This window comes from Falsiroseomonas bella (genome assembly GCF_003173615.1).
In the GTDB taxonomy this organism is placed as follows: Bacteria; Pseudomonadota; Alphaproteobacteria; order Acetobacterales; family Acetobacteraceae; genus Falsiroseomonas; species Falsiroseomonas bella.
In genome coordinates this window covers 798,186-824,332 of sequence record NZ_QGNA01000002.1, presented here as the reverse complement: position 1 = coordinate 824,332, position 26,147 = coordinate 798,186, and the positions used below count along the sequence as shown (strand labels likewise).

Sequence of the window (26,147 nt, the reverse complement as noted above, 5' to 3'; positions counted from 1 at the left end):
GAGCAGGGCCTGCCCTTCGCGCCGATCGCCGGAAAACGAAAATCTTTCTTCGAGGCGGCCCCTTGCGACGTCGTCGTAAACGATTTTTCTACCGCCTCGATCTGCAGCGAGGCCGGTCATGTCCGTCATCCATGTCATCCACGAGAACGACGCCTGGGTCGTCCCGCTCCGCGCCGCCTTCGCCTCGCAGGGCGCGCGGCACGCGGAGTGGTTCCTCGACACCGGCCTGCTCGACCTGACGCAGCCGCCGCCGGAGGGCGTGTTCTACAACCGCATGAGCGCGAGTTCCCACACGCGGGACCATACCTACGCCCCCGAATACGCCGGCGCCGTGATCGAGTGGCTGGAGCGGCACGGCCGCGCCGTGGTCAACGGCCGCCGTGCGCTCCAGCTCGAACTGTCCAAGGTCGCGCAGTACCAGGCGCTCGCCGCGCATGGCATCCCGACGCCCGAGACCATCGCCGTCATCGGCGCGCAGCACATCCCGGAGGCGGCACGGAAGCTCGGCTTCCCGGTGATCCTGAAGCACAACCGCGCCGGCAAGGGCCTTGGCGTGCGCCTGGTGCGCAGCGCGGAGGGGCTGCGCCAGGCGCTCGACCTGCTCGCCACCGATGCCGACCCGCACGCCCATCCGCGCGACGGCATCTGGCTGGTGCAGCGCTACATCGAGGCGCCGGAGCCCTTCATCACGCGGGCCGAGTTCATCGGCGGCAGGTTCCTCTACGCCGTGCGCGTGGACACCAGCGAAGGCTTCGAGCTCTGCCCCGCCGATGCCTGCCAGGCCGGCGAGGGCGAGGTCTGCCCCGCCGTGGCGGTGACCGAAAAGTTCCGCATCCTGGACGGCTTCGCGCATCCGCTGATCCACCGGATGGAGGCCTTCCTGCTGGCCAACGGCATCGGCGTCGGTGCGATCGAGTTCATCACGGACCGCCAGGGCCGGACCTTCGCCTACGACGTCAACACCAACACCAACTACAACGCGGAGGCCGAGCGCCGCGCCGGGCGGGAGGGCGCGCGCACCGGCATGGGGGCGGTCGCCGCGCATCTGGTCGCGCTGGCGGCGCGCCAGGTCCAGGCCGCCGCCTGAGCGTCCCGATGACCGCAGGACCGGCCGGCCCGGAGGTCTGACCCGGCCCGTCCGCGATGCAAGGCGTAACGCAGCCTTCACCGCCCCCGTGGCAGACGTGACGCCGTCTGAAACAGGGGCCACCGAATGCGTGCGTTGTTGTCCAGGGTGCCGGCGGGATTGCGGCCGCGCCTCGCCCTTCTGGCGATCCTTCCCGCGATCGCCGGCGTGCTGCTCGTCGCCATGGCGAGCACAGCCGTGCTCCACGATCTCCGCACCGAGCGGACGACCGGCATGGCGCGGTTCAGCCTGGAGCGCGCGGAGCAGGCGGTGGCCGAGCGCTTCACGGGCCTGCACGCCGTCGGCATCGGGGCCGCGCAACGGCCGGACATCGGGGCGGCCCTGGCGGCGGGCGACGCGGCGGCGCTCCGCGCGCCCCTGGTCACGCTGTTCGAGGCGCTGCGCGCCGCCGATCCGACCATCACCGTCCTGGAAGTCACCGACGCCCAGGGTCGCGTCGCGGTCCGCGGGCATGATCCCTCCGTCTTCGGGGACGACAAGTCGGGCCTGCCGGATGTCGCCCGCGCGCTGCGCGGGGAAACGGCCAGCGGCGTGGCCTTCTCCCCGACAAGCCGCCGCTTCGCCTTCTCCGCCGTGCTGCCGGTGCGACAGGGCGGGCAGGTGGTCGGCACGCTGCGCATCGGCAGCAGGCTCGATGGCACGACGGCGCGGGACCTCGCCACCGTCACCGGCGCGCATGTGCTGCTTCTCGACCGCAACGGCCTGATCGCGTCGAGCGTGGAGGGCCTGGGAGGTGCGGTGCTGCCCCCGGGCCTCACCGAGGCGCGTCAGCCGGTCGCCTTCGACCTGACGGCCGGCATGCATGTGCTGGGCCTGGCGCATCCGCTGCGCGACGCCGCCGGGGCGCCCGTTGGCGCGATCGCCATCGCCTATGACATGACCCCCTGGCTTGCCGCGGAGCGCCAGAAGCTGCTGCTGATCGGCGGTCTGGCACTTCTGGTGCTGCTCTGCGCGGGCGCCGCCGGGCTCGTTGCGGCCGGGCGCGTCGCGCGGCCGCTCGCGGGGCTTGGCGATGCGATGAAGGCGATCGCGGACGGCAGGCTCGACACGCCGATCGTGGCCCGCGACCGGCCGGACGAGATCGGCGCCATGGCACGCGCGCTGGAGGTGTTCCGCGACGAAACCGCCGCGCGCGCCAGGCTCGAGGCCGAGGCGGCCGAGGACAGGGCCGAGCAGGAGCGCCGCGCCAAGGCGATGGACCGGCACACCCAGGAATTCGGCGCAGCGCTCAGCGGCGTGATGCGGAGCCTGGGCGGCGCGGCCGAGAACATGGGCCGCTGCGCCACCAGCATGGCGGCGAGCGCGACGCAGACCGAGGCGCGCGCGACCGAGACGGCGGAGAGCGCGGAGGGATCGGTGGGTGACCTCGGCTCCGTCGCGGCCGCGACGGAGGAGCTGACGGCGAGCGTCGGCGAGATCGCGCGCCAGGCCGCCACGGCCGCCACCGCAGCGCGCTCCGTCGCCGACCATGCGCAGCAGGCGGATGGCACCATGCAGCGCCTGGCCGAGGCCGCGGCGACCATTGGCGACGTCGCGCGGCTGATCGGCGACATCGCCGGGCAGACCAACCTGCTGGCGCTGAACGCGACAATCGAGGCCGCCCGCGCGGGCGAGGCCGGCAAGGGCTTCGCCGTCGTCGCCGGCGAGGTGAAAGCACTGGCGGCGCAGACCGCCAAGGCCACCGAGGAGATCGCCACCCAGATCCAGGCGATCCGCGGCGTCACGGAGGAAGCGGTCGGCGTGGTGCGCGACATGGCCGGCCAGGTGCAGGACATGGGCGAGACCTCGGCGGCCATCGCCGCGGCGGTCGAGCAGCAGGGCGCGGCGACGCGCGAGATCGCGGCGAATGTCACGCGCGTGCTGGACAGCTCGCGCCGCGCCGTCACGGCGATGGGAGAGGCACGGCGCGCCGCCGGCGACGCGCTGGCCGTCAGCCGCCAGGTCGAGGCCGGCGCAGGCGAGGTCGAGCGCGAGAGCAGCACGCTGCAGCGCGAGGTGGACCAGTTCCTCGCCTCGCTCCGCAGCGCACGCGGCGACCGCCGGCACTACGACCGCGTCGCGGGCGATGGCCGAATGGTGGAGCTCGCCGGGCGCGGCGGCCTCTCCATGCGCGGGCGTCTGCGCGACATGTCGCGGGGCGGCATGGCAGTGGAGGCCGAGGGCACGCCGCCCGCCGAGCTCTCTCCCGGGCGGGAGCTGCAGGTCTCGCTGCCCGGCGCCGGCGCCATCACCGCACGCGTCTCGCGGGTCGAGTGGCCGACCCTGGCGCTGGTGCTGTCGCTCGACGACGACACCACCGCGCGGCTGGACGGCGTCATCGCATCCCTGCTGCGCCGGGCGGCGGCGTAGCCCCGCCCGGCGTCCTGGTCAGCCGAGCGTGAAGGCTTCGTGGACGGCGGATTTCACGCCGCCGCCCACCACAGGGCCGCCACCGGCGACATAGATCCAGTCGCCGATCACCACCGCGCCCATGCCGTGGCGCGGCGTCGGCATCGGTGCATGGTGCTGCCAGGTGTCGGCGGCGGGATCGTAGCTCTCCACCTGGCCATGCACCTGGCCGGTGAGCACGCGGTTGGTGAACCAGCCGCTCTCCCCGCCCATCGCGAAGAAGCGGCCGCGATAGACCACGAGGCCGTGGCCGGAGCGCGGCGTCGGCAGCGGTGCGCGCGTTGTCCACTGGTCGGCCGCCGGGTCATACACATGGTGCAGGCCGGTGTTGTATTCGAAGGTGTTGAAGCGGCCGCCAACGATGTGGATCAGCCCGTCGAACACCACCACGCCGGCATGGTCGCGCGCGCCGGGCAGCGCCTTGCGCCGTTCCCAGCTGTCGGCCTGCGGGTCGTAGACCTCGTGCCAGCCGACCGAGGCGCGCTCGCTCTCGGGGTTCGAGGCACCGCCGATGTGGTGCAGCTTGCCGCCGACCACCGCCAGCGCGCCGGCGCCGCGGGGACGCGGCATGGGGGCCACGCGCTCCCAGCGGTCGGCCGCGATGTCGTAGACGAAGGCGAGGTCGTCCGCGCCACGGTTCTGGTTGCTGAAGCCGCCAAAGGCGTAGATCCGCCCACCGAGCGCGGCCACCGCGACATGGTTCGCGCCGCGCGGCAGCCGCGCCTTCTCCGTCCAGCTGTCGGTCGCCGGATCGTAGACATGGTTGTAGCTGTTGTTCACCCGCTGCTCGGCATAGCCGCCGATCACCCACAGCTTGCCCTCGGCCTCGGCGGCCCAGGCCATCTCGGTGCGGGGCAGCGGCAACGGGGCGCGGCTCACCCAGCGCCCCGGCTGGCCCGCCGGCGCGGGGCTGTCCACGAAGCGCTGCGCGTATTGGGCCGGGGTGAGGACCACGGGCCCGTCGCCGCGCAGCGGCGCAAGCCGGTCCGAGGGGATGGGCAGGCCGTGATGCGGCGTGGCCTGCTGCGCCGCGGCGGTCGCGCTCGCCCCCAGCAGCCCGGCCGCCGCGCCGAGCATCGTCCTGCGTTGCAACATGTCCATGTTCCCCCTCTGGGCGGGCGAGCAGATGGGGTGGGGCGGGCCGCGGCGGAAGATCGCTGCATGCGCGGACACGAAATTCGCGCGAGCGGCGCGCCTGCGCCGAGCACGCGTCATGGCCGCGCCGCACCATCGCCCGGCTGGTGCGTTCCGCTTCCATGGCCGCCGACCGGCGGCACCCATGATGCGGAGACTGCGATGCGACCGAGACTTCCCGTGCTTCTTCTGGCCCCCGCGCTGGCACTCTCGGCCTGCGCCGGCGGCGTGGACCCGAATGACCGGAACCAGCGTGCCCTGGGTGGGGCGGCGCTCGGCGCGGGTGCGGGCGCCCTGATCGGCTCCCTCAGCGGCGACGCCGGAAAGGGAGCGCTGATCGGCGGCGCGCTGGGCGGCGTGGCCGGGGCGCTGACGCCGGCTCCCCAGCCCGAGCGGATCCCCCAGCAGCCCTACGCCGCCAGCGGCTACGACCCGCGCTACGGCGGCTGGTACGACCAGTATGGTCAGTGGCACAATGGCCCGCCGCCCGCGGGCTATCAGCCGAACTACCGATAGGGCCCGACAGGGCGCTCGGCCGGAATGATGCGTTGCAACAGGCGCGACGCGCAGTGCATAAGCGCACCCATGTTCCTGCCTGGGCCGGACAGCGACCGTGCCTTTCACTCCGCCGCGACCGAGCGGGTGGAACCGGTCGTCTTCACGACCGACACCTTCCCGCCCGGCCAGCGACTGGAGGCATGGAACGCCCAGTTCGGCACGCTGAACCGCATCGCAGCCATGGGGCCCGATCCGGCCGCCGTTTCCACGCGGACCGAGAACTGGCTGCTCGGCGACATGCTGCTGAATGTCAGCCGCACCTCGCCGGCGGTGTTCACCCGCAGCGCGGCGCATGTGCGGCGCGACGGGCTGGACCACTGGGTCGTTCGCATGGTGCTGCGCGGACGAAGCAGCATCGAGCATGGCGGCGCGCAGCACGTGATCGAGCCGGGTGTGCCCGTGCTGCTGCGCCTCGACGCGCCCTGGGAGACGGTCTGGGAGGATGCCGCCTGGATCTCCCTCTGCCTGCCGCGGGATTCGCATCCCGCCCTGGCCGCCGCGCTCGCCGCGCGCGGGGCCGGCCCCGTGCAGGGAGAGGGTTCCGCGGTGCTTGCCGACTACATGGCGCTGCTGGAACGCCAGGTCCGCGGCGCGACCCCGGCGCGGCTTGCGGTGCTGGCAGGCGGCACGGCAGGGATGCTGGCAGCCTGCCTCGCCGCCGATGGCGCTCCGGCGCGCGGCGCGCCGGACGACATCGCGCAGGGGCAGTTCCAGCGCCTGCAGGCGCTGATCCGGCAGCACATGCATTCGCCGCGCTTCAATCCGCAGCGCCTTGCGGCGCTCGCGGGCATGTCGCGCAGCGCGCTGTATCGGCTGTTCGAAAGCCAAGGCGGCGTGGCGCAGCATATCCAGGCGATGCGTCTGCGTCGGGCGCTCGCGCTGCTGTCGGACCCGGGGCAGGCCGCGGCGCCGATCGCCGTACTGGCCGAACGCTCCGGCTTCCACGACCCGAGCGCCTTCAGCCGCGCCTTCCGCACCGCCTATGGCTGCAGCCCGCGCGATGCACGCATCGCCGCCCTGGCCGGCCGTGCGCCGGTGCCGCCGGCCCTGCCGGACTCGCGGGACTACGGCGCGCTGCTGCGCGGCATCGGCCAGGTGCGCGCCGGCCGCCTCACCGACGCCTGAGCGCGCGCCCCAGCTCCCGGAAGCCGTCGATCTGCTGGCGCAGCCAGCCGCCGGTGGCGAGGCTTTCCGGCGCGTTGGGATCGCCCGTGCGCGGATAGCTCTTCCGGTCGAAATCGGCGGTCCCGAAGATCCAGTCCCAGACCGGCAGCAGCACAGCGTAGTTGCGCCCGTCCTCGCCGGCCGAAAGCTCGCCGTGATGGATGCGGTGGAAGCGCGGGCTGACCAGCAGCCGCTCCCCCACCCGCCCGAAGCTCAGCCGGACATTGGCGTGGCTGAGGCTTTCCGCGAGCTGGCGCAGCATGACGATCAGCACGAACTGCGCCGGCGGCACGCCGATCAGCAGCGCCACCGCCCCGAACCAGACGGCGGCGATGGCATCGTCCAGCAGGTGATTGCGGTCGTCGGTCCAGAAGGTCATCTGGCGCTGCGCGTGATGCACGCTGTGCAGCGCGTACCACCAGCCGAACATGTGCTGGAAGCGGTGCCGCCAGTATTCGCCGAAATCCAGGATCAGCACATACAGCAGCAGCGCCAGAAGCGGCATCTCGCGCAGCGCGGGGATCAGCGTCTCGAGCGTCGGCGGCACGAAGCCGGCATCCGCGAGCCAGCCATTCAGCATCCGCTCGGCCGAGGACAGCAGCACGAAGGCGATCAGCGGCAGCAGACCGAGCCGGGCGAGCAGCGTGTAGAACACGTCGGTCAGGACCGCCGCGCGATTGCTGACCGGCTCGACCGGGCGCACCGCCTCGAGCGGGCGGCAGACCGCATAGACCAGCACGATCTGCACGATGCCGAGCAGCGCGAAATCCAGCCACTCCTGCACGTCGTCGGCCCACATCATCAGGCCCGCGGCGTAGAGCGCCGGCTGCACCGCGCCCTCGAACACGGCGCCCGACACATCGACCCAGAGACGGATCAGCGGGTCCAGCATCAGGTCGGGACCCCTTCCGGCGGCAGCGGCTCGAAGCAGAAGCCCTTGTCGATGAGGCCGGTGACGAGCGCTTCGAGGATGCCGGCGAAGGGCTCGCGGCGGCTGCGCACGCCCCAATGCATCACCAGCACCTCCCCCGCGCGGATATTGGCCAGGTTGCGCCGCAGCAGCGCGGCGTTCGGATGCTGCGCGGAATCGAGCTCGTCGCCAAGGAAGCCGTCGCGCGTCCAGCCCTGGTGCCGCAGGCCGCAGCCGGCGGCGAGGCGCAGCGCGTTGGGCGTGGTGATGCCGCCCGGCGCGCGCCAGAGCGGCACCAGCGCGGCCTCGGGCACCATGCGCCGCAGCGTGTCGGTGGGGCGGGCGAGCTCGGCGCACATCGCCGCCTGGTCCAGCACTTCCTCCCCCGGGCCGCGGCGGGAGACGTAGCGGACCTTCCCTGGCGCCGGGTCGCCCCGAAAGTACCAGTGCCGCCAGGTGTGGCTGGCGAAGACATGGCCCTCCGCCGCGCGCGCCCGCCAGAAGGGCGCCCAGGCATCGGAGAGCGTCGTGTCGCCCCGGAAGGTGGGCTCATCGGCGATGAACAGCGTCGCGCGGATGCCGGCCCGGCGGAGGATCAGCGCGATCTGCTCGGCCTCCCGGCTCCAGCCGGTGTCGATGGTGAGATACAGCGGCCCCTTGCAGATCGCCGGGGAGGTCGCGCGCGCCGGCGCCGCCAGCGCGGCGAGCCCGCCCGCCAGCAGCAGGCGGCGCTTCACGGTGCGGGACGGGCCGCGGCCGGCGTGGCGCCGCCGGGCAAGGGTGCGGCCGGCACGGTGCGCGGCGGGACCGGCGCGGACAGCGGCCGCGTGCCGGACACCGCGCCGGGCATGGCCTGGGCGAAGTCGCCGCCGACGCCCTCGCGCCGCGGCTTGAAGAAGATGCCGTGCGGGCTGCGGCCGACGCGCACCGTCTCGAAGGCCGGCTGGGCATCGGGGCGGGCGGGATCCAGCACCGCCACCCGGCCGGACCAGCGCAGCGTCATCCAGATCCGCCCCTCGGGATCGAAGGTCAGGCAGTCCGGGCCGCCGGGGACGTTCCAGACGCGGCGGACCTGCAGCGTCTCCGGATCCACCTCGGCCAGCCGGCTGTCCACGCGGGAGGTCGCGTAGAGCGCCCGCCCGTCCGGGGAGGGGAAGATGGTGTGGGCGCCGCGTCCGAGCGTGAAGGCAGGCCGGACCTCGCGCGTCTCCGGGTCGAGCGTCACGAAATGATCGGCGCCCATGATGCCGACGATCAGCCTGCCGCGGTGCCAGATGATGCCCGCCGGGTCCTTGCCGACCTCGGCGGTCCAGAGCTGGGTGCGCGTCTCGGTGTCGAAGGCGGCGACCGAGCGGTCGCCCTGGAGCGTGACGAAGAAGCGTTTGCTGTCCGGGGTGAAGGCGATGTGGCTCGGCATGTCGCCGGGGCGGAAGCGCTGCAGCAGCTCGAGCGTCGCGGCGTCATAGAGGTCCACCTGGTCGCGGCGCAGGCTGGCCACGGCCAGGAACCGCCCATCCGGGCTGAATTCCAGGTGGTAGGGGTTGGAGATGCGCACGCGCCGCAGCACCTCGCCCGTGGTCGGCGCCACGAAGAGCAGCTCATTGCCGCCGGAATCCGCGATCACCAGTTCGCTGCCATCGGGCGTCAGCACCAGGTGGTGCGGCTCTCGCAGCACGGGAATGCGGCGCGTCTCCTCACGCGTGGCGGCGTCCAGCACGCTGACCGAGGCCTCGCCCGAATTCAGCACATAGACGAGGTCGGCGCGCGCGCCGGCCGGGGCCAGCAGCGCAAGGGCGATCATCAGGGGGCGCAGGCGCACCGGCGTGTCCTCGGGGGCGGAACGGGGCGGAGAATCGGCAGGCGGTGGCTTGTTGTCCAGGGCCGGGGCATGGCCGGCCGGCAAATTCCGCGTCAGGGCGGGCCGCACCCTCCCATCGGGGCAGGATGCGGCCCTTCCGGCTACTCCGCCGGCCGGAAGTCCAGGGAGACGCCGTTCATGCAGTAGCGCTCGCCGGTGGGCGCCGGGCCGTCCGGGAAGACATGGCCGAGATGCCCGCCGCAGGTCGCGCAATGGACCTCGGTGCGGGTCATGAAGAAGGACCGGTCGGTGCGCGTGGCGACGGCGCCCTCGATCGGCGCCCAGAAGCTGGGCCAGCCGGTGCCGCTCTCGTATTTGGTGGAGGCCTCGAACAGCGGGGTGCCGCAGCCGGCGCAGGCGAAGACGCCCGGCCGCTTCTCCCGGTTCAGCGGGCTGCTGCCGGGGCGTTCCGTGCCGTGCTGGCGCAGCACGCGGAAGGCTTCCGGCGACAGTTCCGCGCGCCACTCCGCCTCGGACTTCTCCACCGGGAATTTTTCTTCGGATTCCTTGGCCTTTGTGCCGAAAAGACTCATCAGGCGGCTCCCTTCTTCAGGCGGTCGGCGAAGGTCTTGCGGAACTTGGCGACTTTCGGCGCGACGATGACGCGGCAATAGCCCGCCCAGGGGTTGCGCGCGAAATAGTCCTGGTGCTCCGCCTCGCCGGGCCAGAAGCGGTCGAGCGGCACCACCTCGGTCACCGCCCTGGCGCCCCAGATGCCGGAGGCGTCGATCTCGGCGATCACCTCGCGGGCCGTCGCCTCCTGCTCCGGCGAATGGGTCAGGATGATGCTGCGGTATTGCGGGCCGATGTCGTTGCCCTGGCGGTCCTTGGTGGTGGGGTCGTGCAGGGTGAAGAACATCCGCAGCAGGTCGGCATAGCTGACCTTGGCGGGGTCGAAGTCGATCTGCACCACCTCCGCATGGCCGGTCTTCTTACCGCAGACCTGCTCATAGGTGGGGTTGTCCACATGCCCCCCCGCATAGCCGCTCTCGGCGCGGCTCACGCCGTCGAGGTGGCGCAGCGCGCCCTCGATGCACCAGAAGCAGCCGCCACCGAGCGTCGCGGTTTCCGTCGCCATCAGGCGTCCTCCATCCTTTGTCTTCGTGAATGTGGGGGCGTTCGCCTGCCTGGTGGAGGGGGTTACGCGCGCGGCGCGGCGGGGGCAGGCTGCGCGCCATGCCGAACCATCCCGCACTGGCCGAGGCGGTCGCCTTCGCCGAGGCCCATGAGAGCCCCTTCCCCCGCGACCTGCGCGCGCATCTCGAATCCGGGCATTTCGACCCGCCGCCACACAATGCCGTCATCGGCCCGGTCTTCGCGCGCGGCGCCCCGAACGGGCTGATCGAGCGCCGCGGCGAGCGGCTGGCGAGCTGGGGGGACACGCGCCAGGCCGACATGACCTTCAGCGTGGCGAAGTCGTACCTCTCGCTGCTGGCCGGCATCGCCTGGGCAGATAGGCTGATCACCGACCTCGACGAGCCGGTGCGCCAGAAGATCCAGGATGGCGGCTTCGAGAGCGACCAGAATGCCGGGATCACCTGGCGTCACCTGCTGACCAACACCTCCGAATGGGAGGGCGAGCTGTTCGGCAAGTCCGACGTGATCGACCGCGGCCGCGACCTGGCGCGGGAGGGGTCGGGGCCGAAGGGCATCGCGCGGCCGCTGCAGGCGCCGGGGACGCATTGGGAATACAACGACGTGCGGGTGAACCGCCTCTCGCTCTGCCTGCTGCGCCTCTTCCGCCGCCCGCTGCCCGAGATCTTCGCCGAGCGGATCATGGACCCGATCGGCGGCAGCCGGGACTGGGTCTGGTACGCCTATGACAACGCAATCGTGGAGGTGGACGGGATGCGCCTGCCCTCCGTGCCGGGCGGCACGCATTGGGGCGGCGGCATGCGCATCCACGCGGAGGACCAGGCGCTGGTCGGGCGGCTGGTGCTGCAGCGCGGCGAATGGGGCGGCAGGCAGGTGGTGCCGGCGGAATGGATCGACTGGTCGCTGGCGCCCTGCCCGCTCAACCCCTCCTACGGCTTCCTGTGGTGGCTGAACGGCGCCGGGCGGCAGGCCGAGGCGCCGCGGGATTCCGTGTTCGCCCAGGGCGCGGGCGGCAACTACACCTGGATCTGGCCGAAGGGCGAGGTCGTCGCCGTGCTGCGCTGGGTGGACCCGGACGCGCTCGGGCGCTTCTGCGCGATGGTGGCGAAGGCGCTGGGGTAGCGCGCCTGCGTCAGCGCCCGGCGGCGGGGCACGGCCAGGCGGCGCGCAGCGCCTCCGCGCCGAAGCGGCCGAAGGGCTCGCCCCAGCGTTCCGGGCGCTTCTCCATGTAGTCCACCAGGATGCGCAGCGTCGGCCGGATCTCGGGCCGCGCAGGCGGGCAGGCGCCGATCAGATCGAGGTTGGACAGCAGCACGGCGAGGCGGCCGAGGCAGATGCCCTCCGCCTCCAGCCGATCATGCCGCCCTTCCAGATGGGCCCTGCAGCCCGGCAGGATGGCCGCCGTGCTGTCCGGCCCCTGCGCCGCGGCGCCGCCCGAGACCAGCAGCAGCGCGAGGAGCAGCGCGCGCATCAGCGCCAGTACCGCGGCAGCAGCCCCGCCTCGCGCGCCTGCCGCGCGAGGTCCTCCCGGAAGTCGGGATGGGCAAGGCCGATGATCGCCTGCGCGCGCTCCGCCACCGACCGGCCCTTCAGATTCGCGATACCGTATTCGGTCACCACGTACATCATGTCCGACCGCGGCGTGGTCACCACGTTGCCGGGTGTGAGGTTCAGCGCGATGCGGCTCTTGCGCACGCCCTTCCGCTCATAGGTGGAGGCGAGGCAGATGAAGCTCTTCCCGCCCTCCGACGCATAGGCGCCGCGCACGAATTGCGCCTGGCCGCCGGTGCCGCTGATGTGGCGGTGCCCGTCGCTCTCGGAGGCCGCCTGGCCCTGCAGGTCGATCTGCGTCGTGTTGTTGATCGCCACGGCGCGCGCGTTGCGCGCGATCACGAAGGGATCGTTGGTGAAGTCCACCGCGTGACAGAGGAAATCCGGGTTGTCGCGCACCGTGTCGTACAGCACGCGCGTGCCGAGCGCGAAGGTGTAGGTGATCAGCCCCGGATCCACCGCCTTCTTCGACCCGTCCACGCGCCCGGCGCGATAGAGCTCCACCAGGCCGTCGTTCAGCATCTCCGTGTGGATGCCGAAGCGGCGCGCGCCGCCTTCCAGCAGCAGCGCGCAGACCGCGTTGGGCATGCCGCCGATGCCCACCTGCAGGCAGGCATCCTCCTCGATCTCCTCGGCGATCAGCCGTGCCACCGCGCGGTCCACATCGGTCGGCTGCGCATTCGGCAACTCCGGCGTGGTGCCGGCATCGCCCTCGATGACGTAGTCCACCTCGCTCGCGGGGATGCGGTTGTCGGTGCCGCGCGCGGGGGGGATCTGCGACGACACCTCGATCACCACGGTCTTCGCCCGCTCGATCACCGCGCGGTGCCAGAGGCTGTTGGGGCCGAGGTTGAAGCAGCCATCCTCGTCCGGCGGCGCGGCCTTCAGCACCGCGACGTCCACGCGGTCGATGTTGCGGCGGTAGTAGTGCGGGATCTCGCCGAGATGGACCGGGATGTAGTGGCAGATCCCGGCATCGTGCTTCTTCCGGTCGTAGCCGGAGAAATGCCAGTTGAAGCAGCGGAACACCTCGCCATCCGGGTCGGCTTCCAGCACCGCGCGCGGCTTCAGGCTGAGGCAGTTGCGCAGCCAGATGTCGGACAACTCGCCCTTGCGCGCCGCGAGCGCACGGTCGAAGGCGTCGGGCTGCGTGAAGGACGCGCCGTAATCCACCCAGTCGCCGGGCTTCACCAGCGCCGCCGCCTGTTCCGCGGTGATGTGGCGCGGTCCGCCGCCTGCGCTCGCTCCCATGGCCCCCCTCCATCCGCGCCGCGCCGCGCGGGCGCCGGCTTGTTGCCGACCAGAGGTAATCCCTCGCGCACCGCCGCGCCAGACGCCGCCCCCTTCCCCGCCGGCGCCGGGGCGTGCCACATCGCGGCCGAAACCCAGGAACCGCCAGACCATGCGCTTCATCGTCCTGCCCGGCGACGGGATCGGGCCCGAGATCACCGACGCCACGCTGGCCGTGCTGCGCGCCGCCGATGCCCGCTTCGGCCTCGGCCTCACCTTCGAGACGCATGCGATCGGGCTCGAGACGCTGAAGAGCCGCGGCACGACGCTGCCGCCGGAGGTGATGGAGGCGTCGAAGGCGAGCGACGGGGTGATCCTCGGCCCGATCTCCCACCTGCACTACCCGTCGCGCGACCAGGGCGGGATCAATGTCTCGGCGGCCTTCCGCGTCGGGCTCGACCTGTTCGCCAATGTCCGCCCCGCGCGCACCCGCCCCGGCCTCGGCCGCGGCCATGCGCCGCTGGACCTCGTCATCATGCGGGAGGCGACCGAGGGCTTCTACCCGGACCGAAACATGCATGCGGGCAATGGCGAGTTCATGCCGACGCCGGATGTCGCCATGTCCATGCGGAAGATCACCGCGCATGCCTCGACCCGCATCGCGCGCGAATCCTTCCTGCTGGCGCGGCGGCGGCGGGGGAAGGTCACGGCGGTCCACAAGGCCAACACCTTCATCCTGACGGACGGCCTGTTCCTGCGCTGCGTGCGGGAGGTGGCGAAGGACTTCCCCGACGTCGCGCTGGACGAGGTGATCGTGGATGCCTGCGCCGCGCTGCTGGTGCGCGACCCCCAGCGCTTCGACGTGCTCTGCGCCACCAATTTCCACGCCGACATCCTCTCCGACCTGGCTTCGGAGCTGTCGGGCGGGCTCGGCCTCGCGGGCAGCACGAACCAGAACGACCTGCTGTGCTGCGCCCAGGCGCAGCATGGCAGCGCGCCGGACATCCAGGGCCAGGACAAGGCCAACCCGACCTCGTTGATCCTCTCGGCGGCGATGCTGCTGGACTGGCACGCCGAGAAGCGCGGGAACCAGGCGGCCGGGGCGGCGTCGGCGGCGATCAACGCGGCGGTGGACGCGGCCCTGGCCGACCCGGCGACCCGAACGCCCGACCTCGGCGGTGCGCTCGGGACGAAGGCCTTCGGGGCGCGGGTGGCGGCCCTCGTCGCAGGCTGAACGCCTGCAATCGCTGGACGCGGGGCGGCGCGCGCTCTATCGAGGGGTGGGGAGCCGACCAGCGACCGCCTCCGGCGGTGTTTACAGGGGACATTCCATGCCCAATGGCGTCGAAGTCGTGGAACTGGCGCGCGTCTGGCGCGGCCCGGTGATGGAGAGCGTCCATCACGGCGTGGTCGTCGTCGCCGACACCGGCGGCACGCTCCGCCATGCCTGGGGCAGCGCCGGCTGGGTGAACACGCCGCGCTCGGCCCTCAAGCCCTTCCAGGCCATCGCTTTGGTGGAGTCGGGCGCGGCAGACGCGCTGGGCCTGACCGACGAGCATATCGCGCTGGCCTGCGCCTCCCACCACGCGCAGCCCTTCCAGGTGGCGCTGCTCGGCGACTGGCTCGGCCGGCTCGGCATGACGGAAGACTCGCTGATCTGCGGCCCGGCCGTGCCCCGCGGCGCGGAGGACATCGCCGCCGCCTATGCGCATGGCGGCCCCCGGCGCGTCTTCAACAACTGCTCGGGCAAGCATTGCGGCTTCCTGAGCATGGCGAAGCACATGGGCGGCGGGCACGACTATGCGAACCCCGACCATCCGGCCCAGCGGCTCTATCGCGACGTGCTGTCGGAGTTCACCGGCCTCGATGCCGACAGCCTGCCTCATGGCGGCGATGGCTGCGGCCTGCCGGCGATCGGCGTGCCGATGAGCGCCATGGCCAAGGCGGCGGCCCGCTTCGGCGTCGGCCAGGCGGTGTCGGAGCGGCGCCGGGCGGCGGTGCGGCGCGTGGCGAACGCCATGGCGGCCTATCCCGACCACATCGCGGCCAAGGATTCCCCGACGGCACGGATGATCCGCTACACCGACGGCAACGTGCTGCTGAAGGGTGGCGCCGAGGGCTATCTGCTGGCCTGCGTGCGCGACCGCGGCCTCGGAATCGCGATCAAGGTGGCCGATGGCGATGCCAGCGGCCGGGCGAAGATGGGCGTGCTGGCCCGCATCCTCGGGCGCGTCCATGCGCTGCCGACGGAGGAGGCGGAGCTGCTGATCGCGGCCGTCGAGCCCGCGCTGACCGACAGCAATGGCCGCGAGATCGGGCGCGTCGAGGTCGTGGTGCAGCGCCCGCAGCCGACGAAGCCGACCAAGGCGAGCCTCGGCTTCTGGATGTCGGAAGTCCCCGGCGCCGGCGTGCTCGAGCTGTTCGAGGATCGCCGCTGATCCTGCCGCCGGCGGCGGCGGGCCTCCGCGCCCGCTTCCGCCGGCAGCCGGCGCTCACCCCATCGCGGTGAGCGCCCGCCCGCCGGCCAAACGCAAAATCTTCGTCGGATGCTCCACTCCGATCAGGCGGTGGACAATCAGGATCACGGTGCGCCCGGCCGTCGCCTCGTCCAGCGTCTCCAGGAAGGCGCGCTCCGTGTCCGGGTCGAGCCCGGCGGCGGGCTCGTCCAGGATCAGGACCGGCGCATCCGACAGCAGCGCGCGCGCGAGTGCCAGCCGCCGCGCCTGGCCGCCGGAGAAGCGCGCACCCGCTTCGCCGCAGCGAGTCTCTAGCCCCTCCGGCAGGCTGCGCACCACCTCCCCGATCCCGGCGGCGTCGAGCGCGCGCCACATCTCGGCGGGCGTCGCCTCAGGCCGCGCCAGGCGGAGATTGGCGGCGATGGAATCGTCGAACAGCCGCGCATCCTGCGTCAGGCAGACGATGCGGCTGCGCAGCTGCTCGCCGCTCAGCGTCGTGATGTCCACCCCGCCGAGCAGGATGCGCCCGGTGCGCGGCGCGGCGAATTTCAGCAGCAGCGAAGCGAGCGTTGACTTGCCGGCGCCGGACGGGCCGAGCAGCGCGAGGCGCGCGCCCTCCGGCACGTCCAGCTCCAGCCCGTCGAAGACCGGCGGGCGGTCGGTGCTCCAGGTGAAGTGGACATCCTCGATGCGGATGGCGTGGCCCGCGGGCAGCGGTGCGGGTTTTTGCGGATCGGCGACCGGGGGCGCGGCATCCGCGGCCTCGAACAGGCGGCGGCCGCTCGCGGCGGCGGCGGCGAGCGCGGCCCCGGCGCGCGGCATCAGCCCGAGCGTCTCCGCCGCCGCGATGGCCAGGAACAGGCCGAGCACCGCGCCGGCCACCCCCTCATGGCCGGTGGCGAGGCCATAGCCCAGCGCGCCGAGCATCGCAGCCTGCGTCAGCACCGTGCCGGCCGCCCCGCCCCAGGCGCCGCGGCGGGCGAGCAGGCGCTGCGCGGCGGAGAGCCGCGCGCCTTCCTCGGCGACCCGCGCGGCGGCGACCGGCTCGGCGCCGGCGGCCAGCGTGTCCTCGATGCCGGTCAGCGGGTCCACCACGGCGGCGCGCAGGCTGCCTTGCGCGGCGGCCACGCGCTGCCCGGCCTCCGCCGCGCCGGGTGCCAGCAGAGGGGGCAGCAGCAGCGCCAGCGCCAGCGGCGCGGCGACCAGCACGGCAAGGTCCGGCGCGACGACACCGAGCAGCAGGAAGATCGCCAGCACCACCACCGCGGCGGCGACGGCCGGCACGATGGCGCCGAGATAGAGCCGGTCCAGCGCGTCGATGTCCGACACCAGCCGCCCGAGCAGGTCGCCGGCACGCCGGAAGCCGAGCCCGGCCGGCAGCCGCTCCGCCAGGCGGCGGAAGAACCAGACCCGCGTATCGGCCAAAGCGCGGAAGGCCGCGGCGTGGCTGACGAGGCGGTCGAGGTAGCGCAGCACCGGCCGCATCAGGGCGATCGGCCAGATCCAGGCCAGCGCGGCCGCGGCGCCGGCGAAGATCGCCGCACCCGTCACCGCATGCGCGATGCCGCGCCCCGCCACCGCCAGCAGCGCCACGCCGACCAGCGCGGCCAGGGCGGCGACGGTGAGGCCGGCGACCAGCCAGCCCGCTCGGCTGCGCCAGAGGCCAAGCACGCGGATCAGATCGGCGGTCATTCGCCCGCCATCCGCGCCCCGGCGGCGCGGCCCTGCTCGATCTCCAGCACGCGCCCGAGCATGCGCTGCGCGGCGCGCGAATGCGTCGCGACGATCGCGGTGCGGCCGGAGCAGAGGCGGCGCAGGCTTTCCAGCACCTCGCCCTCCGTCCCGGGGTCGAGATGCGCGGTCGGCTCGTCCAGCAGCACCAGCGGCGCGTCGCGCAGGAAGGCGCGGGCCACTGCCACGCGCTGCGCCTGGCCGCCAGAAAGGCCGAAGCCGCCCTCCCCCACAAGCGTATCCAGGCCCTGCGACAGGCCGCGGGCGAAGGCCATCACCTTCGCGGCCTCGGCGGCCTCCTCCACCTCGGCATCGGTCGCCTCGGGGCGGGCAAGTCGGATGTTTTCGCGCAGCGTCCCGCGGAAGAGATGCGCGCGCTGCCCGACATAGGCCGAAAGCCGTCGCAGCTCCGGCGGGCGCAAGGCGGTCGCGTCCTGGCCGTTCAGGGCGATGCGGCCGGAATCAGGGCGGCGGAAGCCCATCAGCAGCCGCAGCACCGAGGATTTTCCGGCCCCCGAGGCGCCCGACAGCACCAGCGTCTCCCCGGGCATGACGCGGAAGGAAAGGCCGTCCAGCGCCGGGGGGCGGGCGGGGTCGTAGGTCAGGCGCACATCCTGGAAGGTGACGACCAGCTTGCGCGGCATCTCCTCCAGAATCAGGCCCGGCGGCCCGGCGGGCGGGGCGAGCAGCGGCGCCAGTTCGGACGCCGCGCCGCGCGCCGCGAGCTTCTCGTGATAGGCCATGGAGAAGTTGCGCAGCGGCGCGAAGAAGGCGGGCACCAGCAGCAGGCAGAAGATGCCCGCCACCGGGTCCGGGTGACCGGCACCAAGCTGCGCCGCATGGCGGATCGCGAGCATCGCGATGGCGCCCGCGGCCAGAAGCTCCATCGCGCCGGAGGAGAGGAAGGCGACGCGCAGCACCTTCATGGTGCGCGCCCTGAGCTCGGCCGCCGCCTGTCCCAGCGCCTCGGCCTCGGCCTCCTGCCGGCGGAACAGCACCAGCGTCGGCAGGCCGCGCATGCGGTCGAGGAAGCGGCCGGAAAGCCGGCCGAGCGCCTCGAACTGGCGGCGGCTGGCCTGGGCGGCGCCGATGCCGGTCACCGCCATGATCACCGGCACCAGAAGGCCCGCGACCAGCAGGATCAGCCCGCTCGGCGCATCGGCAAGCAGGGCCGCGCCGATCACCAGCGCCGGCCCCGCCATGGCCAGCACCGCGGAGGGCAGCCAGCGCGTCAGATAGCCTTCCAGCGCCTCGATCCGGTCCACCACCAGCGCGGCGCGCTCACCGACCGGGCGGGGATCGGCTGGCCCTTCCTCCAGCAGGCGGGCGAAGGCGGTACGGCGGAGCCGTGCCTTCGCGGCCTCCCCGGCGGCGACCAGGGTGCGTTCCTGCGCCATGCCGAGCCCGGCGGAGAGCGCGGCCAGCGCCGCGGCGAGGCCGAGCTCCGCCCAGCCGGCATTACCGAAGCCGAGAAGCGCGCCGACCAGCATGGCGAACAGCAGGGCCTGCGCGATGCCGGCGGCGACCTGCGCGACGCCGAGCGCGACAGGCAGCGCCAGGCGCGCACGCGCCTCCCGCGCCTCCCGGCGGAGAAGGTCCTCCGCGGCGCGATCCGCCTCGTTAACCGCTCGTGACATGGCCCGACCGACCATAGGGCAGTCCCGGCCCCTGGTCATCCCATTCTGTAAGGCTTGCGTGACAGTTACGCCCTGCCCTTGCCGAGCCGGGCCGCAGGCGCAAGCTGTCGGATGGAACCGCCGAGGACCTGCGATGCTGCCGACTCATGGACGCTACGATTACGCCGGTTGGCGCGGCCGCACACCCTATGCGTGGCCGAACGGCGCGAAGCTGGCGGTCTATCTCGGCGTCAACCTCGAGCATTTCGCCTTCGGCGAGGGGCTGGGCGCGGAGCTCGCCCCCGGCGGGCCGCAGCCCGACGTGCTGAACTTCGCCTGGCGGGACTACGGCAACCGCGTCGGCGCCTGGCGGCTGCTCGACCTGTTGGATGAGCTGTCCCTGCCGGCGACCGTGCTGCTGAACAGCGCGATGTACGGCTACGCGCCCGGGCTGGTCGCGGCGCATCGCGCGCGGGGGGACGAGATCGCGGGCCATGGCCGCACCAATTCGGAACGACAGTCGGTTCTGGAAGAGGCGGCGGAGCGGACCCTGATCGCGGAGGCGACGGCAGCCATCACGCTGCATGAGGGCCGCGCGCCGCGCGGCTGGCTCTCCCCCTGGATCGCCGAGAGCCGCACCACGCCCGACCTGCTGGTGGAGGCCGGCTACACCTACACGATGAACTGGTGCGCGGACGACGCGCCGGTCTGGATGCGCACCCGCGGCGGGCCATTGCTCGCCGTGCCCTACCCGCAGGAGGTGAACGACATCCCGGCCATCGTCGCGCGCCGGGAGTCGGCCGAGGCCTTCGCGCGCATGATCCTGGACGATTTCGAGGAAAGGCTGCGCCAGGTGCAGCAGGACGGGCTGCCGCAGGTGATGGGGATCGCGCTGCATCCCTACATCGTCGGCCAGCCGCACCGGATGCGCGTGCTGCGGCGCGTGCTGGGCGCCATCGCGCGGGAGCGCGGGCGCGTGTGGATCACGACGGCGGGCGCGGTGTTCGAGCATGTGGCGGCGCTGCCCGCGGGGCAGGTGCCGGGCTGCCCGCGCGCGGCCGCGGCGGAGCAAGCGGCATGAAGCGGCTTCTGCTTCTTGCCGTCCTGGCGCTCGGCGCCTGCGCGACGAGGCCCGAAGGCCCGCCCGTGCGCACGGTCGCCGCGGTGGATCTGCAGCGGTACCTCGGCACCTGGTACGAGATCGCCCGCTTCCCCAACAGCTTCCAGGACGGGCGCGGGCGGCGCTGCGTCGCGACCACGGCGACCTATGCGCTGCGCCTCGACGGGCAGGTGGCCGTGACCAATCGCTGCCTGGACGCCGCGAATGGCAACCGGGAGCAGGTGGCCACCGGCACCGCCTATGCCGTGGAGGGCAGCGACAATGCGAAGCTGCGCGTCACCTTCTTCTGGCCCTTCTACGGCGACTACTGGGTGATCGGGCTCGACACGGCCTATCGCTGGGCGGTGGTGGGCGCGCCGGGGCGCGACTATCTCTGGATCCTGTCGCGCACGCCGGCGATGTCGGCCGGCGACTATGCGCAGGCGGTCGGGATTGCGGCGGCCGAGGGCTTCGAGGTCTCGCGCCTGCAACCCACGCCGCAGCCCTCGCGCTAGGAACGGCAGATGACCTGGTCCATCCCGCTCGGGCGCGTCTTCGGCACGGAGATCCGCCTCCATCTGACCTTCCTGCTGCTGCTCGCCTGGATCGGGTTCACCGCCGCGGCGCAGGGCGGGCGGCAGGCGGCGATCGAGGGCGTCGTCTTCATCTGCCTGATCTTCACCTGCGTGCTGCTGCACGAATTCGGCCACAGCCTGGCGGCGCGGCGCTACGGCATCGCGACGCCCGACATCACACTGCTGCCGATCGGCGGCGTCGCGCGGCTGGAACGCATCCCGGAGAAGCCCTCAGAGGAGCTCGTCGTCGCGCTGGCGGGGCCGGCGGTGAACGTGGTGATTGCGGCGCTGCTGTTCGTGGTGCTGGGCGGCCTGCCGCCGATCGAGGCCGCGGCCGGGCTGCAGGAGCCGGGCCACGGGATGCTCGCGCGGCTGTTCTGGGTGAATGTGGTCCTTGCCGGCTTCAACCTGCTGATCCCGGCCTTCCCGATGGATGGCGGGCGGGTGCTACGGGCGCTGCTCAGCACCGTGATGGACCGCCGCCGCGCCACCGACATCGCCGCCACCATCGGCCAGGTGCTGGCCTTCGTCTTCGGCTTCATCGGCCTCGTGAACGGCGCACCCCTGCTGGTCTTCGTCGCCCTCTTCGTCTGGCTCGGCGCCGCGGCGGAAAGCCATGCGGTCAGGGTGCGCGAGCTGTCGCGCGGCATGATCGCGGCCGATGCGATGATGACGCGCTTCGAGACGCTGCCCGTGACGGCGCGGCTGGATGACGCGGTGGAACTGCTGCTGCGCAGCGCGCAGACGGACTTCCCCGTGGTGGATGGCGGCGGGCGCCTGCGCGGCGTGCTGACGCGCTCCGACCTCATCATGGCGCTGAAGCAGGCGGGGCCGGAGGCCGCGGTGCTGGATGCGATGCAGCGCGGGGTGCCGACCGTGCCGCAACGGATGAAGCTGGAAGAAGCGCTCACCACCATGCAGCAGGCGGCCGGGCCGATCGGCGTGGTGGATTCCGCCGGGCGGCTCGTGGGCCTGCTGACGAACGAGAATCTCGGCGAGATGCTGATGGTGCAGTCGGCGCGCGGCGGCGCGCCGCCCGCGGCCAATCCCTGGACCCAGCCGCGCTGACCCTCAGGCCGCCTCCGCCGCGGGATCGCCCGGCGCGGTCTCGCGGCCCGAGCCGGTGAGGGCGACGATGCGGCGCCCGAGATTGTCGGTGCGGCAGAGGATCGCGCCCTGCGTCTCCAGCCAGTCCAGCAGGCGCCGCGCGCGACCGGCCGAGCGGCTGCCATAGGCGCGGGCGATCGCGGCATCCGAGGGGCAGGGCTCGCCGGCGAGGGCGGCGCGGGCGAGCAGCAGGTAGACGCCCTGGGTGTCCTCCGGCAGGGCGGCGGCCTGCTCGGCCACGGCGGGCCAGTCGGCATCGTCCATCGCCTGCTCCGCGACGCCGGCGCGCGCGAGCGAGAGAAGGCGTCGGAAGGCGGGCAGGTCGGGCGCGGCGCCGAGCCGCGCGATACGGCAACGCACCAGGAAATCCTGGTAGAGGATGGCGGGCTGGCGATAGGCGGCCTCGGGCTCCCCCAGCACCGCGCGCAGCACGTCCGAGAGCTTCTGTTGGCGCGCGGCCTCCTCTTCCTCCGACAGGGGCGGCTCGGCGCGGTCATGCACCGGGGCGGGGCGCGCGGCAGCAAGCTGGGTCGCGATGTCGGGTGGCGGCGCGGCCGGGCGGCGCGGCTGCGGCGCCAGGCGCGGCTCCGGCGCGGCGGCGGCCTTCAGGATCATCTCCCGCGCGGCCTCGGAGGCTTCCTGCGGCGGCGGCACCAGCTTCGGCCCCTGGCCCCGGGAGGCGGTCTCCACGTCGCCGATGCGGACCGGCAGAGGACGGCGGGTGATGGCGGGGCCGAGCGCGACGAAATGCCCGCGCGCCAGATCGCGGAACATCTCCGCCTGGCGGCGCTCCATCCCCAGCAGGTCGGCGGCGCGGGCCATGTCGATGTCGAGGAAGGTGCGGCCCATCAGGAAGTTCGACGCCTCGGCCGCCACGTTCTTGGCGAGCTTCGCCAGGCGCTGCGTCGCGACCACGCCGGCCAGGCCCCGCTTGCGGCCGCGGCACATCAGGTCGGTCATGGCGGCGAGCGCGGTGCGGCGCGCCTCGTCGGAGACGTCGCCGCCCATGGCGGGGGCGAAGAGCTGCGCCTCGTCCACCACGACCAGCATCGGCGACCAGATGTCGCGTTCCACAGTGAAGAGGCCGTCGAGGAAGGCGGCGGCATGGCGAAGCTGCTGGTCCTGCTCCAGGTTCTCGAGGTTCAGCACGACGGAGACGCGATGGCGCCGCACGCCGTCCGCGGCCCGCTTCAGCCCGGCCAGCCCCGATTCGGCCGCGTCGATCACCAGGTGGCCGAAGCGGTCGCCCAGGGTGACGAAATCGCCCTCGGGGTCGATCACCGCCTGCTGCACCCAGGGGGCGGATTGTTCCAGCAGCCGGCGCAGCAGATGCGACTTGCCCGAGCCTGAATTGCCCTGGACCAGCAGGCGCGTGGCGAGCAGTTCCTCGAGGTCGAGCGTCGCCGGCGCGCCGGCGTTGGTCGTCCCGATCTCGATCCGGACCGTCATCACCCCTCCATCCTGCCGGCCCCAGGTAGCGGCGGCAGGCGCGGGGGGAAAGTCTCAGCCGAGCTCGAAGGTGGTGATGCCGAAAAGGCGGTCCATGGCGACCGGTGGCGCGGCGCCCGTGTACATCCGCGCCGTTTCGAAGACGGGCTTGAGGCCGAGTCGCGTTGCCAGCGCCACCGCCGCCGCATGCGGCTCCGGCACGTCCCAAAAAATCTCGCCGGGGCCGGCGCGTTCCAGCAGGGCAGCGAGCAGCGCCTCGGCGGCAGCCTCGTCCGGCGCGACCAGCGGGGCGATCTTGTGGCCGCTGCGGCAGGGGCGGATCACGCCGAAGCCGGCGGCGGCGCCATCCTGCACGAGGGCGAGCGCGATGTGGCCCGGCGCGCCGAGCCAGGCGCGCAGGAAATCCGGCCGCTCCGCCGGGAAGACCTGGCGGTCCAGCGATTCGAGGGCGGCGAAGGGCAGCGAGACGGCCGGGACGATGTGCGCGCGCGGCGCCGGCAGCACCGGCGCCTCGCCGCCGAAGCGGATGTTGTTCCAGGCAAGCTGGAAGCCCGATTTCCGGTAGTTGGGCTGCTGCGCGACGACGCCATCAAGGCCGATGAGTCGGCCGGAGAGCTGCCGCATGGCGGCGCGCCAGATGGCGATGCCGTGCCCGTGCCCGCGCGCCTCCGGCCGCGCGATGTAGAAGCCGATGAAGCCGAAATCCGGGTCGTAGCGCGTCGCCGAGATCACCGAGACCAGCGCATCGCCCTGAAAGGCACCGAGGAACAGGCCCGGGTCTTGCGCGAGGAAGCAGTCGAGATCCACGAGGCCCGGATTCCAGCCCTCGGCCGCGGCCCAGTCCACGGCCTGCTCGGCTTCCGCCGGTGTCAGGGTGCGGATAACGGCGTTCAATGCATCACGTCCCCGCCATTGGGGGAGAGCGTCGCGCCGACGAAGAAGTCGCCGCCGGGGGAGCTTGCCAGCAGCAGCGCGGCCGCGGCGATCTCCTCCGGCTGGCCGACGCGGCCGATGGGCAGTGCCGCGCCCGTCTGCGCCGCCCATTCGGGGCCGAGCTGGGCGGTGAGGTCGGTCTCGACCGGGCCGGGCGCGATGGCGTTCACCAGGATGCCCTTCGGCGCGCCCTCCCGCGCCAGGGCGCGCGTCATGCCGACCAGCGCGGCCTTCGCCATGCAATAGGGCACGATGTTGGGCGCGCCCTTGAAGGCGAGCTGCGAGGCGGTGGTGATGATCCGGCCCCTACCCCGCGCGACCATGCCCGGCCAGACGGCCTGCGCGGCGAAGAAGCTGGCCCGCACATGCACCGACATCACCCGGTCGAATTGTTCCTCGGTGATCGTCTCGAAGGGGCCGCGCAGGTTGAGGCCAGCGTTGTTGACCAGGATGTCGCAGGGGCCGAGCGTGGCCTCGGCGCCCGTGATGAAGGCGCGCAGCGCGTGCAGCTCCGCCACGTCCACATCGGCGTGGAAACAGCGGCGGCCGAGCGCCTCGACCTTGGCCGCGACCTCCGCCGCGCCCTCGGCGTCGTGCAGGTGGCAGAAGGCGATGTCGGCGCCTTCCCTGGCGTAGAGCAGCGCGATGGCGCGGCCGATGCCGCGGCTGCCGCCGGTGATGATCGCGATTTTTCCGGTCAGCTGTCCCGTCACGCCATGAGCCTCCGCATTGCCGCGCCGAAGGCGTCGCGGATCGCCATCGCGTTCACGTGACGACCCGCCTCCACCACCGGCTTCCCGCCGCACACCACCGTCCGCACCGGATTGCCCTGGCCGCTGAACACCCAGGCATCCAGCAGCGCATCGCCCTGCCGCCCGAGCAGGAGCGGATGGGTGTCGTCCAGTTCCACCAGATCGGCGCGCATGCCCGGGGCGATGGCGCCGATGGCGCGGCCCGAGACCTGCGCACCGCCGGAAAGCGCGGCATCCAGCAGCGTGCGGCCGGGATGCGGGTTCTGGTCGCCGGTGGCGACCGCGCGCGCGTGGTCGCGCAGACGCTGCGTGGTCTCGAGCTGGCGCAGCTCGAAGGCCGGCGCGGTGCCGACATGGCTGTCCGTGCCGATCCCGAAGCGGCCGCCCTGTCCCAAGAACTCCGGCAGCCGGAAAATGCCGTCGCCGAGCGAGGCCTCCGTCGTCGGGCAGAGCCCCGCCACGGCGCCGGAACGCGCCAGGCCGGTCACTTCGCCATCATCCAGATGCGTCGCGTGGATCAGACACCAGCGCGCATCGAGCGGCATGTTGTCCAGCAGCCAGCGGACAGGCCGGGCACCGGTGGCGGCGAGGCATTCCTCCACCTCCTTCGGCTGCTCGGCGGCGTGGATGTGGATGGGGCCGGGATCGCCGGCGAGTGCCCGCAGCATCTCCGGCGTGACGGCGCGCAGCGAATGCGGTGCGAGGCCGACGGCGCATTGCGGATCGCCGGCGCAGGCCGCGCGCGACGCCTCCACGATACGCAGGAACCGGTCGAGGTCGTTCAGGAACCGCCGTTGCCCCTCATGCGGCGGCTCCCCGAAGATGCCGCCATGCCGGTAGAGCGAGGGCAGCATCGTGATGCCGATGCCCGCCTGCCGCGCGGCGGCGACATGCCGCTTCGCCATCTCCGCCACATCGGCATAGGGCGTGCCGTCGGGCTGGTGGTGCAGGTAGTGGAACTCGGCGACGCTGCAGAAGCCGTGTTCCAGCAGTTCCACATAGAGTTGCGCGGCGACGGCCTCCGCATCCTCGGGCGAGAAGCGACCGACGAAGCGGTACATCGTCTCCCGCCAGGTCCAGAAGCTGTCCTGCCCGGCCGGGCTGCGGCGCTCCGCCCCGCCCGCCATGGCGCGCTGGAAGGCGTGGGAATGCAGGTTCGGCACGCCGGGCACGACATGGCCCGACAGGCGCCGCGCGGCGCCGGGCCGCGCCCCGGGCGTCGCGGCGGTGATCGCGCCCGCAGCGTCCACCTCGATCAGAACGTCCGACGCCCAGCCCTGCGGCAGCAGGGCCCGTGCGGCGAAGAAGGCCGCCATGAAACTCTCCCAGGTTCCCCGGCACTCCTCGCGCATCGGCGCGCGGCGTGCAACATGCGGGACGGAAGCGACGGAGCG

24 protein-coding genes are annotated in these 26,147 nt (G+C 72.9%); 10 read left to right on the top strand and 14 right to left on the bottom strand.

Features of this window, described 5'->3' with window-relative positions; genetic code table 11:
• Window positions 1–118: 118 nt before the first annotated feature.
• Window positions 119–1,087, top strand: coding sequence for an ATP-grasp domain-containing protein (locus tag DFH01_RS12140; protein ID WP_109870676.1), 969 nt, complete (start codon window positions 119–121; stop codon window positions 1,085–1,087).
• A gap of 147 nt (window positions 1,088–1,234) precedes the next feature.
• Window positions 1,235–3,496 carry a methyl-accepting chemotaxis protein gene (locus DFH01_RS12135; RefSeq protein ID WP_233256087.1) on the top strand — a complete coding sequence of 754 codons (2,262 nt, stop codon included), beginning with the start codon at window positions 1,235–1,237 and terminating at the stop codon, window positions 3,494–3,496.
• An 18-nt stretch (window positions 3,497–3,514) separates the two neighbouring features.
• On the opposite strand, the gene DFH01_RS12130 is transcribed toward DFH01_RS12135, so the two are convergent.
• Entirely contained in the window at window positions 3,515–4,630 is a 1,116-nt protein-coding gene (locus DFH01_RS12130) for a Kelch repeat-containing protein (protein ID WP_109870674.1), read from the bottom strand.
• Window positions 4,631–4,831: 201 nt separating this feature from the next.
• Between DFH01_RS12130 and DFH01_RS12125 the strand changes: the two genes are divergently transcribed.
• Window positions 4,832–5,185: a YMGG-like glycine zipper-containing protein gene (locus DFH01_RS12125; protein ID WP_109870673.1), complete on the top strand. Its 354-nt coding sequence runs from the start codon at window positions 4,832–4,834 to the stop codon at window positions 5,183–5,185.
• A gap of 69 nt (window positions 5,186–5,254) precedes the next feature.
• Window positions 5,255–6,352: a helix-turn-helix domain-containing protein gene (locus DFH01_RS12120; RefSeq protein ID WP_158287723.1), complete on the top strand. Its 1,098-nt coding sequence runs from the start codon at window positions 5,255–5,257 to the stop codon at window positions 6,350–6,352.
• Here DFH01_RS12120 and DFH01_RS12115 read toward each other — a convergent pair.
• From DFH01_RS12115 to msrA, 5 genes are all read right to left on the bottom strand, one after another.
• Window positions 6,339–7,283, bottom strand: coding sequence for a sterol desaturase family protein (locus tag DFH01_RS12115; protein WP_109870671.1), 945 nt, complete (start codon window positions 7,281–7,283; stop codon window positions 6,339–6,341). The genes DFH01_RS12120 and DFH01_RS12115 overlap by 14 nt on opposite strands.
• On the bottom strand, window positions 7,283–8,038 hold the full coding sequence (locus DFH01_RS12110) for a polysaccharide deacetylase family protein (RefSeq protein ID WP_109870670.1): 756 nt from the start codon (window positions 8,036–8,038) through the stop codon (window positions 7,283–7,285). The genes DFH01_RS12115 and DFH01_RS12110 overlap by 1 nt, the downstream gene beginning before the upstream one ends.
• Window positions 8,035–9,120 carry a YncE family protein gene (locus DFH01_RS12105; RefSeq protein WP_233256074.1) on the bottom strand — a complete coding sequence of 362 codons (1,086 nt, stop codon included), beginning with the start codon at window positions 9,118–9,120 and terminating at the stop codon, window positions 8,035–8,037. The genes DFH01_RS12110 and DFH01_RS12105 overlap by 4 nt, the downstream gene beginning before the upstream one ends.
• 140 nt (window positions 9,121–9,260) lie before the next feature.
• Window positions 9,261–9,692, bottom strand: coding sequence for a peptide-methionine (R)-S-oxide reductase MsrB (gene msrB, locus DFH01_RS12100; RefSeq protein WP_109870669.1), 432 nt, complete (start codon window positions 9,690–9,692; stop codon window positions 9,261–9,263).
• On the bottom strand, window positions 9,692–10,237 hold the full coding sequence (msrA, locus tag DFH01_RS12095; protein WP_199231211.1) for a peptide-methionine (S)-S-oxide reductase MsrA: 546 nt from the start codon (window positions 10,235–10,237) through the stop codon (window positions 9,692–9,694). Before msrA ends, msrB begins: the two co-directional genes overlap by 1 nt.
• A gap of 98 nt (window positions 10,238–10,335) precedes the next feature.
• Here msrA and DFH01_RS12090 point away from each other — a divergent pair, with 98 nt between their 5' ends.
• On the top strand, window positions 10,336–11,376 hold the full coding sequence (locus DFH01_RS12090) for a serine hydrolase domain-containing protein (RefSeq protein ID WP_109870668.1): 1,041 nt from the start codon (window positions 10,336–10,338) through the stop codon (window positions 11,374–11,376).
• Between the two features lie 10 nt (window positions 11,377–11,386).
• On the opposite strand, the gene DFH01_RS12085 is transcribed toward DFH01_RS12090, so the two are convergent.
• A complete protein-coding gene (locus tag DFH01_RS12085) occupies window positions 11,387–11,725 on the bottom strand; it encodes a Rap1a family protein (protein WP_109870667.1) in 339 nt (112 codons plus the stop codon).
• On the bottom strand, window positions 11,725–13,056 hold the full coding sequence (locus DFH01_RS12080) for an acetyl-CoA hydrolase/transferase family protein (RefSeq protein ID WP_109870666.1): 1,332 nt from the start codon (window positions 13,054–13,056) through the stop codon (window positions 11,725–11,727). Before DFH01_RS12080 ends, DFH01_RS12085 begins: the two co-directional genes overlap by 1 nt.
• Window positions 13,057–13,207: 151 nt before the next feature.
• Between DFH01_RS12080 and DFH01_RS12075 the strand changes: the two genes are divergently transcribed.
• Together DFH01_RS12075 and DFH01_RS12070 are read left to right on the top strand one after the other, a co-directional pair.
• On the top strand, window positions 13,208–14,269 hold the full coding sequence (locus tag DFH01_RS12075; RefSeq protein ID WP_109870665.1) for an isocitrate/isopropylmalate dehydrogenase family protein: 1,062 nt from the start codon (window positions 13,208–13,210) through the stop codon (window positions 14,267–14,269).
• Window positions 14,270–14,366: 97 nt separating this feature from the next.
• Window positions 14,367–15,473 (top strand): asparaginase, encoded by a 1,107-nt coding sequence (locus DFH01_RS12070; protein WP_109870664.1) that lies wholly within the window; start codon window positions 14,367–14,369, stop codon window positions 15,471–15,473.
• Window positions 15,474–15,527: 54 nt separating this feature from the next.
• Here DFH01_RS12070 and cydC read toward each other — a convergent pair whose 3' ends face one another.
• Window positions 15,528–17,183, bottom strand: coding sequence for a thiol reductant ABC exporter subunit CydC (cydC, locus tag DFH01_RS12065; protein ID WP_109870663.1), 1,656 nt, complete (start codon window positions 17,181–17,183; stop codon window positions 15,528–15,530).
• The gene (gene cydD / locus DFH01_RS12060; RefSeq protein ID WP_109870846.1) at window positions 17,180–18,859 is read right to left on the bottom strand and encodes a thiol reductant ABC exporter subunit CydD; all 1,680 of its coding nucleotides are present in this window, start codon (window positions 18,857–18,859) and stop codon (window positions 17,180–17,182) included. The genes cydC and cydD overlap by 4 nt, the downstream gene beginning before the upstream one ends.
• Window positions 18,860–18,992: 133 nt before the next feature.
• Between cydD and DFH01_RS12055 the strand changes: the two genes are divergently transcribed.
• The 3 genes from DFH01_RS12055 to DFH01_RS12045 are packed head-to-tail and all read left to right on the top strand — an operon-like array spanning window position 18,993 to window position 21,580.
• On the top strand, window positions 18,993–19,919 hold the full coding sequence (locus DFH01_RS12055) for a polysaccharide deacetylase family protein (protein WP_109870662.1): 927 nt from the start codon (window positions 18,993–18,995) through the stop codon (window positions 19,917–19,919).
• Window positions 19,916–20,452 (top strand): lipocalin family protein, encoded by a 537-nt coding sequence (locus DFH01_RS12050; protein ID WP_109870661.1) that lies wholly within the window; start codon window positions 19,916–19,918, stop codon window positions 20,450–20,452. Before DFH01_RS12055 ends, DFH01_RS12050 begins: the two co-directional genes overlap by 4 nt.
• Window positions 20,453–20,461: 9 nt before the next feature.
• Entirely contained in the window at window positions 20,462–21,580 is a 1,119-nt protein-coding gene (locus DFH01_RS12045; RefSeq protein ID WP_109870660.1) for a site-2 protease family protein, read from the top strand.
• Between the two features lie 3 nt (window positions 21,581–21,583).
• On the opposite strand, the gene DFH01_RS12040 is transcribed toward DFH01_RS12045, so the two are convergent.
• From DFH01_RS12040 to DFH01_RS12025, 4 genes are read right to left on the bottom strand one after another with little or no spacing between them, the layout of a single operon-like run.
• The gene (locus tag DFH01_RS12040; protein ID WP_109870659.1) at window positions 21,584–23,068 is read right to left on the bottom strand and encodes a helicase HerA domain-containing protein; all 1,485 of its coding nucleotides are present in this window, start codon (window positions 23,066–23,068) and stop codon (window positions 21,584–21,586) included.
• Window positions 23,069–23,122: 54 nt separating this feature from the next.
• Entirely contained in the window at window positions 23,123–23,962 is an 840-nt protein-coding gene (locus DFH01_RS12035; protein WP_109870658.1) for a GNAT family N-acetyltransferase, read from the bottom strand.
• Window positions 23,959–24,714, bottom strand: a complete 756-nt coding sequence (locus DFH01_RS12030) for an SDR family NAD(P)-dependent oxidoreductase (protein ID WP_109870657.1) — start codon at window positions 24,712–24,714, stop codon at window positions 23,959–23,961. Before DFH01_RS12030 ends, DFH01_RS12035 begins: the two co-directional genes overlap by 4 nt.
• Window positions 24,711–26,069: a formimidoylglutamate deiminase gene (locus DFH01_RS12025; RefSeq protein WP_109870656.1), complete on the bottom strand. Its 1,359-nt coding sequence runs from the start codon at window positions 26,067–26,069 to the stop codon at window positions 24,711–24,713. The genes DFH01_RS12030 and DFH01_RS12025 overlap by 4 nt, the downstream gene beginning before the upstream one ends.
• Window positions 26,070–26,147 lie beyond the last annotated feature (78 nt).

Excerpts from the sequence above, each read along its gene's own strand:
- DFH01_RS12140 (WP_109870676.1), top strand. The coding sequence starts at position 119 with ATGTCCGTCATCCATGTCATCCACGAGAACGACGCCTGGGTCGTCCCG.
- DFH01_RS12130 (WP_109870674.1), bottom strand. The coding sequence starts at position 4,630 with ATGTTGCAACGCAGGACGATGCTCGGCGCGGCGGCCGGGCTGCTGGGG.
- DFH01_RS12125 (WP_109870673.1), top strand. The coding sequence starts at position 4,832 with ATGCGACCGAGACTTCCCGTGCTTCTTCTGGCCCCCGCGCTGGCACTC.
- DFH01_RS12120 (WP_158287723.1), top strand. The coding sequence starts at position 5,255 with ATGTTCCTGCCTGGGCCGGACAGCGACCGTGCCTTTCACTCCGCCGCG.
- DFH01_RS12115 (WP_109870671.1), bottom strand. The coding sequence starts at position 7,283 with ATGCTGGACCCGCTGATCCGTCTCTGGGTCGATGTGTCGGGCGCCGTG.
- msrB (WP_109870669.1), bottom strand. The coding sequence starts at position 9,692 with ATGAGTCTTTTCGGCACAAAGGCCAAGGAATCCGAAGAAAAATTCCCG.
- msrA (WP_199231211.1), bottom strand. The coding sequence starts at position 10,237 with ATGGCGACGGAAACCGCGACGCTCGGTGGCGGCTGCTTCTGGTGCATC.
- DFH01_RS12090 (WP_109870668.1), top strand. The coding sequence starts at position 10,336 with ATGCCGAACCATCCCGCACTGGCCGAGGCGGTCGCCTTCGCCGAGGCC.
- DFH01_RS12085 (WP_109870667.1), bottom strand. The coding sequence starts at position 11,725 with ATGCGCGCGCTGCTCCTCGCGCTGCTGCTGGTCTCGGGCGGCGCCGCG.
- DFH01_RS12080 (WP_109870666.1), bottom strand. The coding sequence starts at position 13,056 with ATGGGAGCGAGCGCAGGCGGCGGACCGCGCCACATCACCGCGGAACAG.
- DFH01_RS12075 (WP_109870665.1), top strand. The coding sequence starts at position 13,208 with ATGCGCTTCATCGTCCTGCCCGGCGACGGGATCGGGCCCGAGATCACC.
- DFH01_RS12070 (WP_109870664.1), top strand. The coding sequence starts at position 14,367 with ATGCCCAATGGCGTCGAAGTCGTGGAACTGGCGCGCGTCTGGCGCGGC.
- cydC (WP_109870663.1), bottom strand. The coding sequence starts at position 17,183 with ATGACCGCCGATCTGATCCGCGTGCTTGGCCTCTGGCGCAGCCGAGCG.
- cydD (WP_109870846.1), bottom strand. The coding sequence starts at position 18,859 with ATGTCACGAGCGGTTAACGAGGCGGATCGCGCCGCGGAGGACCTTCTC.
- DFH01_RS12055 (WP_109870662.1), top strand. The coding sequence starts at position 18,993 with ATGCTGCCGACTCATGGACGCTACGATTACGCCGGTTGGCGCGGCCGC.
- DFH01_RS12050 (WP_109870661.1), top strand. The coding sequence starts at position 19,916 with ATGAAGCGGCTTCTGCTTCTTGCCGTCCTGGCGCTCGGCGCCTGCGCG.
- DFH01_RS12045 (WP_109870660.1), top strand. The coding sequence starts at position 20,462 with ATGACCTGGTCCATCCCGCTCGGGCGCGTCTTCGGCACGGAGATCCGC.
- DFH01_RS12040 (WP_109870659.1), bottom strand. The coding sequence starts at position 23,068 with ATGACGGTCCGGATCGAGATCGGGACGACCAACGCCGGCGCGCCGGCG.
- DFH01_RS12025 (WP_109870656.1), bottom strand. The coding sequence starts at position 26,069 with ATGGCGGCCTTCTTCGCCGCACGGGCCCTGCTGCCGCAGGGCTGGGCG.